The organism is uncultured Winogradskyella sp. (assembly GCF_947496485.1).
GTDB lineage: Bacteria > Bacteroidota > Bacteroidia > Flavobacteriales > Flavobacteriaceae > Winogradskyella.
Genome location: NZ_CANMCZ010000001.1, coordinates 1,481,242 through 1,500,666, shown reverse-complemented (window position 1 = coordinate 1,500,666; position 19,425 = coordinate 1,481,242). Strand labels below are relative to the sequence as shown.

The 19,425-nt window shown below is 33.7% G+C and carries 15 protein-coding genes; 10 read left to right on the top strand and 5 right to left on the bottom strand.

Going from position 1 to position 19,425, the window contains the following annotated elements; all coding sequences use genetic code 11:
* Both sufC and sufD read left to right on the top strand, forming a co-directional pair.
* A complete protein-coding gene (sufC, locus tag Q0822_RS06405; RefSeq protein ID WP_299121634.1) occupies positions 1 to 753 on the top strand; it encodes a Fe-S cluster assembly ATPase SufC in 753 nt (250 codons plus the stop codon).
* Positions 754 to 764: 11 nt separating this feature from the next.
* Positions 765 to 2,078 carry a Fe-S cluster assembly protein SufD gene (gene sufD / locus Q0822_RS06400; RefSeq protein ID WP_299121631.1) on the top strand — a complete coding sequence of 438 codons (1,314 nt, stop codon included), beginning with the start codon at positions 765 to 767 and terminating at the stop codon, positions 2,076 to 2,078.
* On the opposite strand, the gene Q0822_RS06395 is transcribed toward sufD, so the two are convergent.
* The 3 genes from Q0822_RS06395 to Q0822_RS06385 form a co-directional block, all read right to left on the bottom strand.
* Positions 2,056 to 3,714 (bottom strand): serine hydrolase domain-containing protein, encoded by a 1,659-nt coding sequence (locus tag Q0822_RS06395; protein WP_299121627.1) that lies wholly within the window; start codon positions 3,712 to 3,714, stop codon positions 2,056 to 2,058. The two genes, sufD and Q0822_RS06395, sit on opposite strands and share 23 nt — an antisense overlap.
* Positions 3,715 to 3,891: 177 nt before the next feature.
* The gene (locus Q0822_RS06390) at positions 3,892 to 4,320 is read right to left on the bottom strand and encodes a hypothetical protein (RefSeq protein ID WP_299121624.1); all 429 of its coding nucleotides are present in this window, start codon (positions 4,318 to 4,320) and stop codon (positions 3,892 to 3,894) included.
* Between the two features lie 2 nt (positions 4,321 to 4,322).
* Positions 4,323 to 4,691, bottom strand: coding sequence for a PadR family transcriptional regulator (locus tag Q0822_RS06385; RefSeq protein ID WP_299121619.1), 369 nt, complete (start codon positions 4,689 to 4,691; stop codon positions 4,323 to 4,325).
* Positions 4,692 to 4,780: 89 nt separating this feature from the next.
* On the opposite strand from Q0822_RS06385, the gene Q0822_RS06380 reads away from it, so the two are divergent.
* The 6 genes from Q0822_RS06380 to Q0822_RS06355 all read left to right on the top strand — a co-directional run bounded on the left by Q0822_RS06380 (position 4,781) and on the right by Q0822_RS06355 (position 9,258).
* Complete coding sequence (locus Q0822_RS06380) at positions 4,781 to 5,995, top strand: cysteine desulfurase (RefSeq protein ID WP_299121617.1); 1,215 nt, start codon at positions 4,781 to 4,783, stop codon at positions 5,993 to 5,995.
* Between the two features lie 45 nt (positions 5,996 to 6,040).
* Positions 6,041 to 6,874 carry an META domain-containing protein gene (locus Q0822_RS06375; protein WP_299121616.1) on the top strand — a complete coding sequence of 278 codons (834 nt, stop codon included), beginning with the start codon at positions 6,041 to 6,043 and terminating at the stop codon, positions 6,872 to 6,874.
* A gap of 33 nt (positions 6,875 to 6,907) precedes the next feature.
* Positions 6,908 to 7,330 (top strand): SufE family protein, encoded by a 423-nt coding sequence (locus Q0822_RS06370; protein WP_299121612.1) that lies wholly within the window; start codon positions 6,908 to 6,910, stop codon positions 7,328 to 7,330.
* A gap of 1 nt (position 7,331) precedes the next feature.
* The gene (locus Q0822_RS06365) at positions 7,332 to 7,658 is read left to right on the top strand and encodes a DUF59 domain-containing protein (RefSeq protein WP_299121610.1); all 327 of its coding nucleotides are present in this window, start codon (positions 7,332 to 7,334) and stop codon (positions 7,656 to 7,658) included.
* Between the two features lie 44 nt (positions 7,659 to 7,702).
* Entirely contained in the window at positions 7,703 to 8,209 is a 507-nt protein-coding gene (locus tag Q0822_RS06360) for a DUF2480 family protein (RefSeq protein WP_299121608.1), read from the top strand.
* 140 nt (positions 8,210 to 8,349) lie between these two features.
* Positions 8,350 to 9,258: a DUF3078 domain-containing protein gene (locus Q0822_RS06355; RefSeq protein WP_299121606.1), complete on the top strand. Its 909-nt coding sequence runs from the start codon at positions 8,350 to 8,352 to the stop codon at positions 9,256 to 9,258.
* 67 nt (positions 9,259 to 9,325) lie between these two features.
* Here Q0822_RS06355 and Q0822_RS06350 read toward each other — a convergent pair whose 3' ends face one another.
* Together Q0822_RS06350 and hflX are read right to left on the bottom strand one after the other, a co-directional pair.
* Positions 9,326 to 11,596: a transglycosylase domain-containing protein gene (locus Q0822_RS06350; RefSeq protein ID WP_299121603.1), complete on the bottom strand. Its 2,271-nt coding sequence runs from the start codon at positions 11,594 to 11,596 to the stop codon at positions 9,326 to 9,328.
* 12 nt (positions 11,597 to 11,608) lie between these two features.
* Entirely contained in the window at positions 11,609 to 12,820 is a 1,212-nt protein-coding gene (hflX, locus tag Q0822_RS06345; RefSeq protein ID WP_299121600.1) for a GTPase HflX, read from the bottom strand.
* 72 nt (positions 12,821 to 12,892) lie between these two features.
* On the opposite strand from hflX, the gene Q0822_RS06340 reads away from it, so the two are divergent.
* Both Q0822_RS06340 and Q0822_RS06335 read left to right on the top strand, forming a co-directional pair.
* Positions 12,893 to 13,846, top strand: a complete 954-nt coding sequence (locus Q0822_RS06340) for an endonuclease/exonuclease/phosphatase family protein (protein WP_299121597.1) — start codon at positions 12,893 to 12,895, stop codon at positions 13,844 to 13,846.
* 225 nt (positions 13,847 to 14,071) lie between these two features.
* Positions 14,072 to 19,396 (top strand): gliding motility-associated C-terminal domain-containing protein, encoded by a 5,325-nt coding sequence (locus tag Q0822_RS06335; RefSeq protein ID WP_299121594.1) that lies wholly within the window; start codon positions 14,072 to 14,074, stop codon positions 19,394 to 19,396.
* The last annotated feature ends 29 nt before the right edge of the window (positions 19,397 to 19,425 follow it).

The window sequence follows — 19,425 nt, the reverse complement described above, 5'->3', positions numbered from 1 at the left end:
ATGTTAAAAATAAATAACTTACACGCAAGTGTAGAAGACAAAGGAATTCTAAAGGGCATCGACCTAGAAGTAAAAGCAGGTGAAGTACATGCTATTATGGGACCTAACGGTTCTGGAAAAAGTACTTTAGCGTCTGTGATTGCCGGTAAAGAGGAATATGAAGTTACCGAAGGAAACATTCTACTCGAAGGTGAAGATATTGAAGAATTAGCTGCAGAAGAACGCGCTCACAAAGGTGTATTTTTGTCTTTTCAATATCCTGTAGAAATTCCTGGGGTTAGTGTCACTAACTTTATGAAAACAGCTATCAACGAAACTCGCAAGGCAAAAGGTTTAGAAGACATGCCAGCTAAAGACATGTTGAAAATGATTCGTGAAAAATCTGAAATGTTAGAGATTGATCGTAAGTTTTTATCGCGTTCTCTTAATGAAGGTTTTTCTGGAGGTGAGAAGAAGCGTAACGAAATCTTTCAAATGGCAATGTTAGAACCTAAATTAGCCATCCTTGATGAAACTGATTCTGGTTTAGATATCGATGCACTTAGAATAGTTGCAAACGGTGTAAATAAACTAAAATCTAAAGATAATGCTGTTATAGTTATTACACACTACCAACGTTTGTTAGATTATATCGTACCAGATTATGTACATGTTTTGCATAATGGAAAAATTGTAAAATCTGGAACTGCGGCATTGGCTCACGAGTTAGAAGCTAAAGGTTACGATTGGATTAAAGAAGAAGTAAACGCTTAATTAATAAGCACATGGAATTAAAAGAAAAGTTAGTATCCTCGTTCATGGCCTTTGAGAATACAGTAGATGTAGATTCACCTGTTCATGACATACGAACTGAAGCTATAAAGACGTTTGAAACTGAAGGTTTTCCTAGTAAGCGCCAGGAGGCATGGAAATACACGTCGTTAAACTCAGTTTTAAAACATGATTATAGTGTGTTTCCTAAGCATGAAAATGCCTTAGAATACAAGGATGTGAAGAAATATTTCATCCATGAAATTGATTGTTATAAAATCATTTTTATCGACGGTAAGTACTCCTCTCATTTATCGCAAACTACTCACGATGGTATCGATGTTTGCTTAATGTCTGCAGCACTTTCAAAACCAAAATACAGATTGATAATAGAAAACTATTTCAATAAAATTGCACCTAAAGACGGATTATCCTCGCTAAATACAGCGTTTTCTGCAGAAGGTGCTTATATACATATACCGAAAAATAAGCTGGTTGCTAAACCAATTCAGATTATACATTTCTCTACGGGAAATGAAGCGGCGCTAATGTTGCAGCCGCGTAACTTGGTTGTTGTTGATGAGAATTCTCATGTTCAGATTATTGAGCGTCATCAGAGTTTAACAGATAACCCTGTTTTAACAAATAGTGTTACTGAAATTTTCGCAAATAAACGCGCCATTGTAGACTTTTATAAAATCCAAAATGATAATGAAAATGCGTCTTTAATTGACAATACATTCGTCAATCAAAAACAAGAAAGTTTAGCTAAGGTACATACCTTTTCTTTTGGTGGAAAGTTGATTAGAAACAACCTCAACTTTTACCAAAATGGTGAACGTATTGATTCTACAATGAAAGGTATTACTATTATTGGTAACAAACAGCATGTAGATCATAACACTTTAGTACATCATATTGAACCAAACTGTGAAAGCCACCAAGATTACAAAGGTATTTTTGATGATAGCTCAACTGGTGTTTTTAACGGAAAAGTAGTCGTTGAAAAATTAGCACAAAAAACGAATGCTTTTCAAGCTAATAACAATATTCTAATTAGTGATAAAGCAAGCATCAATACGAAACCTCAGTTAGAGATTTTTGCAGATGATGTAAAATGTTCTCACGGTTGTACTATTGGTCAGCTAGATGAAAGTGCTATGTTTTATTTGCGTTCTAGAGGAATCCCCGAAAAAGAAGCCAGAGCGTTACTAATGTTTGCTTTTAGTAATAATGTTTTAGATTCCGTGAAAATTCCTGAAATTAAAAACAGAATTACTAAGATTATTGCTAAGAAATTAGGTGTTAATATTGGGTTTGATCTTTAACAAACCCAATATTGCTTGCCTGTCCATCGCAAGACAATAACATTCCTTTTATTTTACCATCGTCTGAGGTAACGAAATGATATAGCGTTCTATCTCCATTTCCGAATTGATTCAATTGCACAGGGAATAAGCTGATACTATCATGATTTGCATAAGACAGTTTTAGTATGTCGTTTTCGATAAAAAAATTGTACGTTGTTTGCAATTCTTCAGAATAATAGTCACCAGTAAAATCTTTTAAATTACTTGGGTTTTTCTTTATGAGTTTTGCACGTTTAAAGTAAAAAGGAGTGCCTCCGAATGAAATTATCATATCATACGCTGACGTTTTATTAAAATTATATTTTACATTTTGAGCATTGTGTCTTACAAACGCATTAGTGCCGTTTTGTAATAACGGAATTTTTGTCTTTCCCATAGAACCAAGTGCTTTTAGTGTATCATTTTCTACAGAAATCTGCATGGTCATATCACTATTAACTTCTTTATAATCTCCTGTAAATTGATTCAATTTTTGAGGTTTGAAACTCACTTTCGCATCTATAACTTTAGCCTCTTTTTCCTTGGGAACAAGTAATACATCTAAAATTTTATAAGAAATAGAAGTTGGGTTTATAGATTGCAAATTGGTTAGAATGATAACACCTATATTTTCCTCCGGAACAGTTATAAGCTGTGTTCGTCCTCCAAAACCAAAACCACTATGACTTAAGGTTTCAAACCCTTTGTAATCGTCAACCATTAAACCTCTAGCATAATTTGCTTTTTCGCCAGTAGTCAATACTTCAGTTGTTTTAAGAAACTTAGCCAATTCTATAAATTCATGTGTTTCTTCATTAAGCATTCTCGCCCAAAGCATCATATCTTTAAGATTACTTCCCATGCTTCCTGCACCATAACTTAATTGGTTTGATGTACTAAAAACATAGCCATCTTCTTGTTTTTGATAACCGATAGCTCTATTTTTTATTGGCTTTCCGTGAGCAATTCGTACAAATGTATCTTCCATACCCAACGGAATAAGAACTTTTGCTTTGAGATACTCATCTAGATTTTGACCTGAAATCTGCTCAACAATTAAGGCCAATAAGTTATAATTTGTATTAGAATAAATGATTTTTTCGCCAGGACGGTTATTGAGGTTTTTTTGTCTTTGAGCTAAATCAAGAACATAAGAATTATCATAATAATCCTTCTCATAATCAAAACCAGATAAATACATCGTAGTATGATAATTTCTAATTCCGCTAGAATGATTTAAAAGGTGTCTGATTTTTATTGATTTTCCGTAGTCGGGGAAATCAGGGAAAAACGATGTAATAGTATCTTCTAAACTCAATTTAGATTCTCTAATTAAAGACCATACAGCAGCTGCAGTAAATTGCTTACTAATTGAAGCGATACTAAAAATGGTAGAATCGGTATTTTTTACATCATAATCTAAATTAGCAATTCCGAAACCTTCAGAATATAATATATTCTGATCTTTTATAACTCTAATTACTAAACCAGGAGAGCTTTTTGTGTTATATGTTTTTAAAAGCGTATCTATTTTAGCTTCTAGCTCAATTTGAGCATAGAGGTTAAAAACAAAAAAGAATAATAGGACTGAATAATAACCTTTTGCTTTTAGCATTGCTTATATTTTTGATAGAAATAGCTTGGTATTAATCCGAAATTGAGAAACAGAAAGCCAATAAAAACTATTATTCCTCTGTATGGCCATGTTAGAAACTCAAACATAGCACCTATTCCGAGAATAAAAAAAGTAATAAATCCGAGGATGTAAAATGATTTCTTCATAATAAATAATTTAAGAATATTTGTGAATAGATTTTTTATAGTTCGCATAAAAGTGGGCTGGCAGAATGACTAAAACTGAAATTAAAATCGCACCAAGTAACCAAGCATTAGCATAAGGCCATTGCATCATTTGAAAAACTAAACTAACAATCAATAAGGCAATAACTATAAAGCCAAAGGAGAATTTCAACTTATTAACAGTTATAATTTGTTTGGCTATTTTTTGATGACTAGTTTCTAATTGTAGATTCTGAAAACTCGCATAACCACCAAATTTATGTAAAGCTTGTTGATATAAGATATTGAAATCATCAGAATCCTGGCTTTCAATATATGTACAGATATGGTCTACCAAATCCTCTCTTAAATCTTTATTATCAACACCATATAAGGATAAGCTATTCTCTATAAAAGCGATATGTTTTTCTGACAATTCCATTATTATATAGGTTTAGGATTAAAAATTAAACTTAAGGTTTCAATAAAATCATTGATTTCTTCAGTAACAGTCTCAACCAATTTCTTCCCTTCTTTTGTCACTTTATAATATTTTCTAACGCGCTTACCTATAAAAACCTTTTGAGTTTCTAAAACCTTTTTTGCCTCAAGCTTGTGCAAAATGGGATATAATGCGCCTTCTGAAATATCAATTTTTCCTGAAGTCATTTTTTTTACTTCTTGTGTAATCTCATAACCATACATTCTACCCTTATTATTTATAAGCGACAAAATGATGGGCTGTAACGTTCCTTTTGTTAATTCTTTGCTATACATATCACAAATATACATTTTATTTAAATGTATCTTCATAAAATGTATAATTAAATTATTTGAATGAGTGACTATAAGTTTTACATTAAGAACAATGCGTTGTATCTTTGCAATTAGGAATTAAACTAATGTTAGACGTACAAAAAATAAGAAAAGACTTCCCAATACTTAATCGAAAAGTAAACGGAAAACCCCTCATATATTTCGATAATGCTGCAACTTCGCAAACACCTCAACAAGTCATTGACGTTATTGTAGATTATTACACCAACTATAACGCCAATATTCATAGAGGAGTTCATAGTTTGAGCCAAGAAGCTACTGACGCTTATGAGCAAGCACGTGTTAAGATTCAAAAACATTTTAATGCAAAACATTCGCATGAAATCATCTATACTTCTGGCACAACACATGGAATAAATCTTATAGCTAATGGATTCTCTTCTTTACTTAAAAAAGGAGATGAAATTATAGTTTCGGCTCTAGAACATCATAGTAATATTGTACCATGGCAAATGCTATGTGAGCGCACAGGAGCTGTTTTAAAAGTAATTCCGATGAATCAAAATGGAGAGTTGGTGCTTTCAAAATTTGATTCATTATTAAACGAAAACACTAAACTGGTTTTTGTTAATCATATTTCTAATGCTCTAGGAACTATAAATCCTATTGAATACATAATTGAGAAAGCACATGATATTGGAGCAGCTGTGTTAGTGGATGGAGCACAATCGTGTCCGCATATAAAACCAGATGTTCAAGCTTTAGATGTTGATTTTTACGTCTGTTCTGCTCATAAAATCTGCGGTCCAACAGGTGTTGGAATGCTTTACGGAAAAGAGGAATGGCTTAATAAATTACCACCATATCAAGGAGGAGGTGAAATGATTGCCGAAGTGTCTTTTGAAAAAACAACTTATGCTGATTTACCACATAAGTTTGAAGCTGGAACTCCAAACGTTTGTGGTGGTATAGCTTTTGGTGCTGCATTAGATTATATGAATACCATTGGCTTTGATAATATAGCAGCTTACGAAAATGAACTTCTAGATTATGCAACTCAGCAGCTCCTGCAAATAGAAGGTCTAAAGATTTATGGCACAGCAAAACAAAAAACCTCAGTTATTTCTTTTAATGTAGGAAATATTCACCCATACGATATCGGAACAATTTTAGACAAGATGGGTATTGCAGTGCGTACAGGACATCATTGTGCACAACCAATTATGGATTTTTATAAAATTCCTGGTACCATTAGAGCATCATTTATGTTTTACAATACAAAGGAAGAAATTGATGTTTTTATAGCTTCACTAAAAAAAGCCATAATGATGCTGTCTTAAACGTTGGCATCAAAAGTGTAACTTACAGTTTTAAACACTTTAAAAATGAAATTCTTACTTAGCTTATTTACACTTATAGTAGTCAGTCAATCTTGTAATTCAACAAAAGATTCTATTGAGAATACTAATATTGTGGACATGAATAAAGAGCAAATCACACTTTCAGGAGATTATACTATTTCTCAAATTGGTGAAAACAAGGCTGTTTCACCTAAACTCAAACTATCATTTGATGAAAAATCCAATAAAATAACAGGTTTTGCTGGTTGCAATAACTTTTTTGGTACTTATTCTTTTGAAAACGGTGAACTAAAGTTTAGTGATATCGCTAGATCTAAAAAATTATGTTGTTCAGAAATAAACGATATAGAAAATCAATTTTTAGAAGTGCTAAATACAGTGAATAATTTCACTCTAAAAAATGATGTTTTATCATTATTAGATAACAAAAATGTATTGCTAAAAGGAACAAAAGCTAATGCTATTGAAAATAAGAAAGACGCAAGAGGTAATTATGGCATTGGTGTAATCTATCAAATTTCATCCAGAGGTGTATTTGAATATATTAATATTTCAGAATCTACAATTTCATTTTCTACAGATAGAGGATTAAAATCTGTAAAAAATTACAGTAACAATGAAAAAGATTGGACTATAATTAACAACTTAATTGAGGCCATTGATATAGATACTTTTAGAGAATTAGAAGCTCCTTCTAATAATAGAACTACTGATGCGGCAGCAGAAGCCACTTTAACCGTAAAAATGGGTGATGTTTTGCATATCACTCCTGCTTTTGATCATGGCAATCCACCAGAAGAAATTAAAGCATTAGTTAATAAAGTGTTATCCATTAAAGAAAATACAGTAAAGCAGTAGCTATTTTGTAATTTTGCTAAAAAGAATTAGACTATGACTATTGAAGAGGTTCAAAATGAAATTATTGATGAGTTTTCAATGTTCGAAGATTGGGAGGAGCGCTATCAATATATGATAGATTTAGGGAAAACACTTCCGCTAATTGAAGAACAATATAAAACTGAAGATAACATAATAAAGGGATGTCAAAGTAAAGTTTGGGTACACGCTGATATGGTTGATGATAAAGTAAACTTTACAGCAGATAGCGATGCGATAATAACAAAAGGTATTATTGCAATATTAATCAGAGCTTTTTCTAATCAGCACCCAAAAGATATTATAGAAGCTAATACAGATTTCATTGATAAAATAGGGTTAAAAGAACATTTATCCCCAACCAGAGCCAATGGCTTAGTGAGTATGATAAAGCAAATAAAAATGTATGCCATTGCATACCAAACACAATTGAATTAAAATGAGTGATACAACTATAGATACAAACGTACTCGGCGAAAAAATAGTAAGAGTCTTAAAAACCATTTTTGACCCTGAAATTCCAGTAGATATTTACGAATTAGGATTAATTTACGATGTTATGGTAAACGAAGACTATGACGTAAAAATCTTAATGACATTAACAACACCAAACTGTCCTGTGGCAGAAACGCTGCCACTAGAGGTAGAAGAAAAAGTAAAATCTATTAACGAAGTAAAAGATGCTGAAGTGGAAATTACTTTTGATCCACCTTGGACTCAAGATTTGATGAGCGAAGAGGCAAAACTAGAATTAGGTATGCTTTAAATTAGTACTCTGTTAGCATTACTCACTCCAAACCTTGAAATAAAATGGATAACGAAATAGTCAATAGAGTTGCCAATAGTAAACTAAAAGTCATTGATTTAGAAGACTATTACCCAAGCGGTAAGCGTGTTCTTTTTGATATAAAAGACTGGTTGTTTGAAGATTTGGTACTTCGCGAAAAAGACTTCAGAGTTTCTGTCACAGAACATGATTGGTCACAATACCAAGATTGTTATGTTGCATTGCACTGCTCTACAGATGCCATTGTGCCAGATTGGGCTTACATGTTAATTTCATTAGAGCTTCAAGCCTATTCTAAATTAACTATTATTGGTTCGTTAGAAACATTAGAATCTATTATCTATGCATCAATTATTTCGGAATTAGATTTAGCGATTTATAAAGATTCCCCAGTTATCATTAAAGGTTGCTCTAATAAACCAGTCCCAGCAAACTCATTAGTTCTACTCTCTCAAAGACTAAAACCTATCGCAAAATCCATTATGTTTGGTGAAGCTTGTTCTTCTGTCCCCCTTTTTAAGAGAAGATAGTACATTAAAAATGTGACTTTTAATTTATTTACTTGTCTAAACAAGAGTGAATGCATTCATTAACGGCTTTCACTAAAATTAAGAAACACTTATATTTGCAACTTAATAACAATTTACTATTTATTAAATTAAAACTTATTATGAACAAAAAATTACTTTTATCGGCATTCTTAATGTTTGCGATTACGTTCGGTTTTTCTCAAACTAAAGAAGAATTAGAAGCTCAAAAAGCTGAAAAACAAGCTGAAGCGGACAAGTTTCAGGGAGAGGCAAATGCTATACAAGCTCAGATAGATGCTTTACCGGGTTGGAGAACCGGAGCTTTTGGCACCATAGGTGGTAGCTTATCTAACTTCAACAATTGGTATGCTCAAGGAGCTCCAAATAACGCTTCTGGAAACATTGGTATTACAGTTAATGCATTTGCCAATAAACTAGAAGAAAAATATTTCTGGAGAAATTCTCTAACAGCAAACTTAAATTGGGTAAAATTGGATAATAAAGATATAGCAACAGATAGTGATGAATTCAATCCTACTACAGATGTCTTTAATTTATCATCACTTTACGGTTACAAATTAAGCGACAAATGGGCTGTTTCTGCTTTAGCAGAATACAGAACAACTTTACTAGATAATTTCAATGACCCAGGTTTTTTAGATTTTGGTATTGGTGCAACTTGGACTCCACTTGAAAATTTAATTGTTGTAATTCATCCTTTAAACTACAATTTTGTTTTTGCTGACAATGATGCAGCTTTCGATTCTTCAGCTGGTGCAAAAATTGTAGCAGATTACACAAGATCTATTGGTGCGGTTAATTTTAAAACTAATTTCTCCACATTCCAGAGTTACAAATCTAGCGACTTATCTAACTGGACGTGGACAAACTCATTTAGCTACACTCTATGGAAAATGATTGGTGTTGGTTTTGATTTTGCATTAAGAAGTAATCAGCAAGAAGCTGCAAACTTTCAAGGTGTAAATTTAGCAGATGCTGACAATAAAATACAAACTTATTATACTTTAGGTTTAAGCTACGCTTTCTAGGCCTGCAAAAAGATTATAAATATTTAAAAGCCTGTTGAGAATTAAATCTCGGCAGGTTTTTTTTATTCTAATTAAACTTCTTCTTTTTGCTTTTCTTTTTAAATAGGCGCTTAATAAACCCGTCTCGTTTAGTCGGTTCACAATCTAAATCTTCTAAAACTTCTTTTGGAGAAGCTTCAAATGAAGCTCTGGTAATTTCATCGTATTGACTTTCTTTATTTAGGTTTTGATAAAACTTAGCAAATATTGGTAAAGCCGAACTAGAACCTTGACCTAAGTTCGTAGATTTAAAACCAATACTATGATTATCATTACCAACCCAGGTGATAGTAACTAAATTTGGTGTTAGTGCCACAAACCACCCATCTTTGTTGTTTTGTGTCGTCCCTGTTTTACCTGCTAAAGCATTATTTAGTCTATATTTATTTCTAAGTCTTGATGCTGTCCCTTTATTTACAGTAGATTTCATCATCTCTAACATTATCTGTCTTGTATAATCACTATAAGCTTTTTCTTTAGAAACTTCGGGTTCAAATGATGCAATTACATTTCCGAATTTATCTTCTATCTTAGTAATATAAAATGGTTTTACTGCTCTACTCTTATTAACATAACTAGCATATGCGCCTGTCAATTCCATTAAATTAATTTCTGAAACTCCTAACGCTATTGAGGGTTTATTAGGTAAAGACTTAGAAACGCCTAGTTTTTTAACCTGATCTAAAACTTTAGGAATACCGACTTTTTCTAAAACTTTTACAGATATAGTATTTACAGAATTACTTAGGGCATTTTCTAAAGTATAATTAATATATGGGTCATCTTCCTTACTGCCAGAATTACTTGGTGTCCAATCTCCATAATTTGTGTATGTTACTTTGTTTATAGAAAAGTATGAACATGGATCTAATCCATCTTCAATAGCTGCTGTGTATACAAAGGGTTTAAAAGTTGAACCAACTTGTCTCTCACTTTGAGAAACATGGTCATATTTAAAGAACCTGTAATCTATACCACCAATGTAGGTTCTTACTGCACCTGTTGAAGGATCTATAGATAACATACCTGTATTTAGAAATTTTAAATAATGTTTTAAACTATCTATTACTGAAACATTTCTGATGGTGTTGCCTTTCCAACCAAATAATTCAACATTACGCTTTATATGTAATGAATCTAGTATTTGTTTCTCTGTTAATCCCTGCTCTTTGTAACTTCTTACTACAGGTAAATTATTTATGGCCGATTTTAGTGTCATTGAATTTTTATTCCAAGGTGAATCTTTGCCATAAGACGTTTCAAAATCATTCTGCAATCTAGTAAGATGCTCTTTCATAGCTTCCTCAGCTAATTGCTGCATGGTATAATCTAAAGTAGTATGCACTACCAAACCATCTTTATAAAGATTATAGGTTTCCCCTTCTGGGGATTTTATAGAATCTAGCAATGCTGACAATTGTTTTTTTACCTCTTCTCTAAAATAAGGAGCTAAACCGACATCGTGATTGAAAGAATGATAGTTTAATTTCAGCTTCTGTTTTGTGTAATATTCCAAAGAGTCTTCTGAAATATAATCGTAGTTAACCATTTGATGCAATACTACATTTCGTCGTTCCTCACTTCGCTTTAAATGCACTCTTGGGTTATAGTATGTATTAGCTTTTAATGTACCAACCAAAGTTGCAGCTTCATTTATTGATATATCTCTTACTGATTTGTTGAAAAATTTAAGGGAAGCACTTTCAATACCATACGTATTATCGGAAAACGGAACTGTATTGAGGTACAGCGTTATGATTTCGTCTTTTGAATAAACTTGTTCAATTCGCTTAGCAATAATGGACTCTTTAAACTTATTGATTAGCATACTAAATACCTCATAATCTTTTCTTCCATAAAGATTTTTTGCCAGCTGAAGTGTAATTGTGCTTCCACCTCCTGCTGTTTTATCCTGAAGAATCAAGTTTTTTACAAAAACGCGGATTAAGCTTATATTATCTATACCATCATGCTCATAGAATCTACTATCTTCTGTAGCAACCAATGCGTCTATAAGATGTTGTGGAAAATCTTCAAACTTTACAGGTTGCCTGTCATAGATATAATATTTACCTATTAACTTTTCATTCTTATCTAATATTTGTGTGGCTTCCTCTTGCTTAATAGAACCTATGTCTTCAATCGTGGGTAATTTTCCAAATAAGCCAAAGTATATACAGAAGTAAAGCCCGATAAGAAATAACAAGACTGTAGTTATTAAAAGAAGTGGCCATTTTATCCATTTCTTTTTTAAAGCTTTTTTAATCCATACTTTAAAACATGATTGGTAAGAATCCATAAGTAGACTTAATTATTCTATATCTTCAACGTCTGGATATAAGAAATGATTGTATGGAAAACGTGTTACATGTATTTCTCTAACCTCTTTATAAACACGTTTTCTAAATTCGTCTAAGTTCTCTTTGTTTAATGCTGAAATGAACAATGCATTTTCTCCTACTCTTGCCATCCAAGTTTTTTCCCATTCTTCAATAGTATAGTTAGCTTTGGTTCGCTCTTCTACCAAATCATCTTCATCAAAAGGTTCTGCTTTATAAGCATCAATCTTATTAAAAACCATAATGGTTGGTTTATCCTTGCTATCTATTTCGTCTAAAATCTGATTTACAGAATCAATATGCTCTTCAAAATTAGAATGTGATATATCGACTACATGAAGTAATAAGTCAGCTTCTCTAACCTCATCGAGTGTGCTTTTAAAAGATTCAACCAACTGTGTTGGTAATTTCCTAATAAACCCAACAGTATCGCTCACTAAAAATGGTAAATTTCCAATTACCACTTTTCTCACAGTAGTATCTAATGTTGCAAAAAGCTTGTTTTCAGCAAATACTTTGCTTTTACTAATCACATTCATCAAAGTAGATTTACCAACATTGGTGTAACCTACTAACGCTACGCGTACCATTTTGCCGCGATTACCGCGTTGTACTGCCATTTGTTTATCAATGGTTTTAATCTTAGCTTTTAGCAATGAAATTTTATCACGTACAATACGTCTATCAGTCTCAATTTCTGTTTCACCTGGTCCACGCATACCAATACCACCTTTTTGTCTTTCGAGGTGTGTCCACATACCTTTCAATCGAGGTAATAAATATTCACATTGTGCAAGTTCTACCTGAGTTCTTGCATAACTTGTTTGTGCACGCTGAGCAAAAATATCTAGAATAAGATTTGTTCTATCCAGAATTTTGCAATTGAGAATTTTACTTATGTTACGCTCTTGCGCAGGTGATAATTCATCATCAAAAATTACGGTTCCGACTTCATTTTCTTTTACAAACTCCATAACATCATTCATCTTACCAGTACCAATAAATGTTTTTGGGTTAGGCATGGCCATTTTTTGAGTGTAACGTTTTATAACTTCGCCACCTGCTGTGTAGGTCAAGAATTCTAATTCATCTAAATACTCTTTAGACTTTTCTTCATCTTGTTCTTGTGTAATCACACCAATTAAAACAACTTTTTCTAATGCAATATCTTTTTTCTCTATCATAAGGTAATTAAAGTGCAAAGTTAAACAAATGCATTATTTAGAATAAGGTTTTAAAATCATATATTTATTGCCATGAGTAATAATGACTATAATGCCTTTACGATTGCATTTTATAATATCGAAAACTTATTTGATATAGAAAATGACCCTCTTACTAATGATGATGATTTTTTACCAACCTCTAGAAAGCGTTGGACACCAAAACGTTATCAAAATAAATTACTGAAACTAGGAACTGTAATTTCAAAAATTGGAGAAGAAAACACAGAGACAGCACCTGTATTAATTGGCTTAGCTGAAGTTGAAAACAGTAAAGTTGTATCTGACTTGGTTCGAAGCAAAAATCTTATTAATGAAGGCTATAGCTATGTGCATTATGATTCTTCTGATGAACGTGGTGTCGATGTTGCTCTTCTCTACAAAAGTGATGTATTTAAAGTTGAAAATTCTGAAACCTTCTCGGTTTACCTTCAAACTGAATTAGGATATCAGGATTACACAAGAGATATTCTTTTAGTACAAGGCAAATTAAATGGAGAAACCATAAATGTGATAGTTAGTCATTGGTCTTCTAGACGCGAGGGTGTAAAAGAAACTGAATACAAAAGGCTGGCAGCGGCTAATGTAGTTAACTCCATTATCAATAAACTAAACACTGAAGAGAAAGATGCTAAGATTATAGTTATGGGAGATTTCAACGATAACCCTAATTGTAACAGTATATTATTAATGGAAAAAGAAAGCAATCTTTACAACCCTTTTAAAACGGTTTGGTCTAGAGATAAAGGGAGTTTAAATCACAATTTTCAATGGAATTTATTTGATCAGATTCTATTTTCTACTAATTTTCTTGACACCAATAATTCTAACTTAGATTTTCATAGTGCAGACGTCTTTAATTCCAAATTTTTAACCCAATATCATGGCAAGTATAAAGGGCAACCTTTTAGAACCTATGTAGGCAAGAAATATAAAGGAGGATATAGTGATCATTTCCCTGTTTATATTCAATTGAAAACTTCTTAAAATCTACTCAGACCATTTTGTCGATTAATACGGTAGTTAATCTATTATAGTATTGTTAATATCTTGTTAATAGTCATTTTTTATATATTCGAGTTCGCATTAAAAAAACGACCAACCAACGTTACTAATGCACATTACAACACATTTTTTTTAGAGCATTAAAAAACCTCTTTATAATCATATGATTACAAGGAGATTAAATAATTTTTAACAAACCGATTAATAATGAAAAAGATTACTCTATTTCTAATCATGCTAGGGTTTTTCCTTACAGCTAGCGCACAATATGATTTCCCTCCGATTGTAGGTCCTACCAATGTAGCCGCAGGAGCACCTGTTACTATTAATCTTAACGATGTAGCTAACACAGCTGGTGTACCAGCATCCTCATCAGGTTCTTATGATACATTTTCTATTACTGCTGATTGGGTAGCTGGAGGAGGAAATCCATTTTCTAGTGAGGCAGACCTTACCATTACAACTACTGCTGGTTCAATTACTATAGATCCAGCGACATCAGGTGGTCAAACCAATGGTAATAATACTACACTTGTTTTTGAAGGGAATCTACCTGACTTATATGACCCAGCAACAGATGGTTTTATGGATTTAGTTCTTAATCAAAGTTGGGCTGGCTCTGACGCAGATTGGTCAAATATTACAATAAGACTATTTGAAGTTCCTACATGTATTGAGCCTTCTGGCATTACATCATCAGGAGTAACAGCTACAGATGCAACTCTAGATTGGACAGCAGGTGATTCTGAAACAGCATGGAATATAGAATACAATAGTGGTATGGATTTTACTCCAGGAAATGGAGAGCAAGAAAATGCCGTGCCTGTAACTGGTTCACCAAATACGACTTTAACAGGACTTACTCCTGCTACAACATATTATGTGTACTACCAATCTAACTGTGGTACTAATGACCTTAGCTTATGGGTTGGACCTTTCATCTTTGCGACTGAGTGTGTTACGTTTACAGCTCCTTACTCAGAAGACTTTGAAAATGCTGGTGCGATTCCATTATGTTGGTCTATGAGCGGTGGAGAAGATTGGTTTTTCGATAATGACGGAGCGGGTGAACATATAGGAGATAACGGAACTATAACTGGCAGTACAGCATCTAACAACTATTTCGCTTGGGCTGATTCATCTGGTGATGAAGGTCCTCGCACATTAACTAGTCCGCTTGTAGATGTTAGTGGCTTAACTACTCCAGCCCTTTCTTTTTACGAAATAAGTGATAACGAAGGTAACGCCAATAGTAACTTAGATGTTGAAGTATGGGATGGTGCTGCGTGGAATAACATGGGTACTTTCAATACAAATACAGTAGGTTGGGAGTTAAAAGTTATCGATATAAGTACACTTACAATTACAGGCGATGTGCAAGTAAGATTTATATTCTCGGAGACTGAAACTGGTGATTTTTATGATGACATCGCAATTGACGATGTTACTTTTGATGAAGCACCAAGTTGTTTCAATCCTTCTTTGCTAACGGCAAATGCGATAACATCAAATACGGCTGAACTTAGTTGGTCTCAAGACGGAGCCGTGTCTTTATGGAATATTGAAATTGTAACCACTGGAACAACACCATCAGGAACACCAACTGCCAGTGATATTTCTAATCCATACACAGCAACTAGCTTAGCTGCAATAACAAGTTACGACTATTATGTACAAGCTAATTGCGGAAGTGAATTAAGCGATTGGGTTGGACCATTTACATTCATAACATTGTGTGATGTTTTTGTACCAGATTACATAGAAAATTTCACAACAGTTACTGGTACAGTTCCTCCTGATTGTTGGGATGAGGCTGATAGTGGTGACGCAATGACTGGCCCTGGTGATTTAGGTGCTGGTTCATGGACTGCAGACGAGTTTCTTAATATCGGTACAGATGATGGAGCATATAAAATTAACCTTTGGTTAGCTAGTAAAAGTGATTGGATTATATCTCCTTTATTTGATTTAACTGGTGGTCCTTTTCAGGTAGAATTTGATTTTGGAATAATGGAATTCGGTAGTGATGATACTGCTGGGACTCTAGGTTCTGATGATACTGTACAATTACTAATGACTAATGATAATGGAGCTACATGGATTACGCTATTAACTTATGATAATACATCTGTCGTTTCACCTGCTGGTGAGCATCCTGTTGTAGATTTAACAGCATATAGTGGACAAATAGTACAATTTGGAATATTAGGGTCTGAAGGTACAGTTGATGATCCAGAAGATAATGATGTCTTTGTAGATAACTTCCGTGTTAGAAATATACCTACATGTGCTGAGCCAACAGATTTAACAGCTACAAATTTAAGCTTAACATCTACAGAAGTAGGCTGGACAGAAGCAGGAACTTCAACATCATGGAATATACAATACGGTGAGGCAGGTTTCGCATTAGGATCTGGAACAATTGAACCTAATGTTACAACTAATCCTTTTGTGTTAACTGGTCTAATGTCGGACACAAGTTATGAGTTCTATGTTCAAGCTATTTGTGGTCCTGGTGATGAGAGTTCATTCGCTGGTCCTTTTCAGTTTTTTACTGGCTATTGTGAATCAATTCCAAGTAGTAATGATGGTGACGGTGTAAATAATGTTACTATTGGTGTAACGGACTTTCCAAGTTTGGGTGATGTAACTTATGAAAACCAAACAACACCAGTCGTTAATGTTTTTCAAGGTATTAATACAACTGTTGAAATAGAATTCGGCCATACATTTACTTATGGTACAAATATTTGGATAGATTTCAATGACGACTTAGTTTTTGACGCTTCAGAAATAGTATTCCAAGGAGAGTCAGCTGGAGGTAATAATCCTCATATATTAGATGCCTCTTTTGTTATGCCTGCAACGGCACCTCTAGGACAACATAGAATGCGTATTGGCAGTGCTGATTTTGGACAAGCAACACCGGATCCTTGTTATAATGGAGCTTGGGGTGTTACTTTAGACTTTACAGTAAATATCCAAGAATTAACCTGTACTTTGCCCGCAGCAGATTACACAGTTGTAGCGGATTGTGAAAATGACCAATTTTTTATAGATGTTAACGTAACTAGTTTAGGTGATGCGACATCTCTTCAAATTTCTAATAATTTCGATACTGCTACGCTACAAGCAACAGCTGTGGATGTTTACCAAGCTGGCCCATATCCATTTGGTAGTACTGTGAAAATATTCGTAACCAATGAACAAGATAACAACTGTGTTATTAGTAGTGAAAACTATGAAGTGTTAGCATGTCCGCCAGCAAATGACGACTGTGCAGGTGCAATTGCTGCAGTTGTTAATGCAAATAGTACCTGTGACGCAACAACACCTGGAACAATATTAGCAGCTACACCTTCTGGAGTTCCTGATGGAAGTTGTACAGGTAGTACAAATGACGATGTATGGTTTACATTTGAAGCCTTAGATGAAATACAAATTATATCAATACTCAATGTTGTTGGTGGAACATTTAATATTGACCATGCAGTTTATGAAGGTTCATGTGGTACATTAACAGAGCTTTATTGCTCTGATGATGATGCTAGTGTTACCCCTTCTTTAGTAGTAGGCAATACGTATTACATTAGAGTATTTAGTGGTGGTAATCAACCTGAGACTTCTACATTCGATCTTTGTATAAGACCTGCACCAACCAACATTATATGTGAAAATGCTGAGAATTTCTGTTCAGTAGGTGGTGCGCTAACTACACCAAATATTATTGGAATTCCGAGTAGTGGACAAGTAGCTTGTTTATTTACCGCACCAAACCCAACTTGGAATATTATTCAAATAGGTGATCCTGGTACAATTGAAATCGAAATAAATCAACAAGATGCTAATGGAAATGGATTGGACGTAGACTTTGTAATTTGGGGACCTTTTGCTTCTGTTGAACAGGCGTGTACAGATATTATCTTGGAAGATTGTCCTACATGTCCTAATAACACCACAAATCCTAATTTCTATCCGTTTGGTAATATTGTAGATTGTAGCTATTCCGCATCTTCAGTAGAAAACCTTACTATTAATAATGCTCAAGCTGATGAAATATATATGTTATTGGTAACTAATTTCAATGGAAGTGCTGGTGATATAACTATTGAGCAAACTAATGTAGGAGGAACAGATAATGGTACTATTGACGCAGAAATATCTGCTGAAATTGTAAGTAATGAAGTTGTTTTTGTAGATACTGATTCTGATCCTGGCACTCCAGTAGAAGCGAATGTATGTGGTTTTGACACTGTTACAATTGAAACCAACTCACCATTTGCAGACGAATTTGTTTGGTACAAAAATGGTTTTGTGATGACTGATGAAACATCTTCTACACTAGTAGTAACTGAATCAGACAATTACCAAGTTCAAGCATTTGACAACCAATGTGGTTCAGAAGCTTTTTCTCAAATCGTAATTGTAAACCTTTATGATGATGCAGGCTCTATTGACCCGCAAAATATAACTGCATGTGATAGCCCTGTTAGTCCTGGAACTGCTGATTTCGATTTAGATGCTTTATCAACTTCCCTTGGTTTAGTTGATGGATTTACAATCAGTTATTACACTAGTATGGCAGATGCAAATCAGGCAATGAACCCAGTGGCTTCACCTTACAACTCTACTGGTGAAACATTAATTATCAGAGTAGAAGATACTGATGCCGCTACTAACGGATTCTTAGGTTGCCGCCAGTTATCTCAAGTAGAACTTGTTGTAAACCCTGTACCTGTAATCAATCAACCAGCTGATTTTATAGTTTGTGATGATATTGATGGCAATGTTGATGGTGTTACCGCTTTTGATTTAACTTCAATTGATGATGAAGTAAATACAGAAGCTGATGTAGTAATTACTTACCACACTTCGCAAGAAGACGCAGATAGTGGAATTGGAGCTTTAACTAGTCCTTATTCAAGTGCAGGTGAGACGATTTATGTAAGGGCAGAAAACACTATAACGAGTTGTTACGACACAACATCATTTAACCTAGAGGTAAATATCGTTCCATTAGCAACTTTTGATCCAATTTACGATTACGAAGTTTGTCCTAATGCAACAGTACCTGTAGAAATAGGGCTAATCCCAACAAACTTTACAGCTGATCAAGTGACAGTGAGATGGTTCTTAGATGACGTACTTATTTCAGGTGGAAACGGATTAACTTTATCTTCAGTGCTTGTCCAAGGTGAGTATAGAGCTGAGATAATATTCAATGATTCTGGTTGTGTAAATAATACGCTTTCAGCTACAGTTAGTGAATTAGATACTTGTGTAATTCCAGAAGGTATATCACCAAATGGAGATGGCTTTAATGATATCTTCGACCTAAGTAGTTATGACGTTTCCAAATTAGAGATATTTAATAGAAATGGTACACTAGTGTATTCTAAGACTGATTATACCAATGAATGGGTAGGACAAACCAATGATGGTGAAGAACTTCCAGTAGGAACTTATTTCTACACCATGGAATATGAAGGCGGTACAAAAATGCGTAGTTCTTGGGTATACATTAACAAATAAATCGACTAACTGAATCAACTTAAATTATA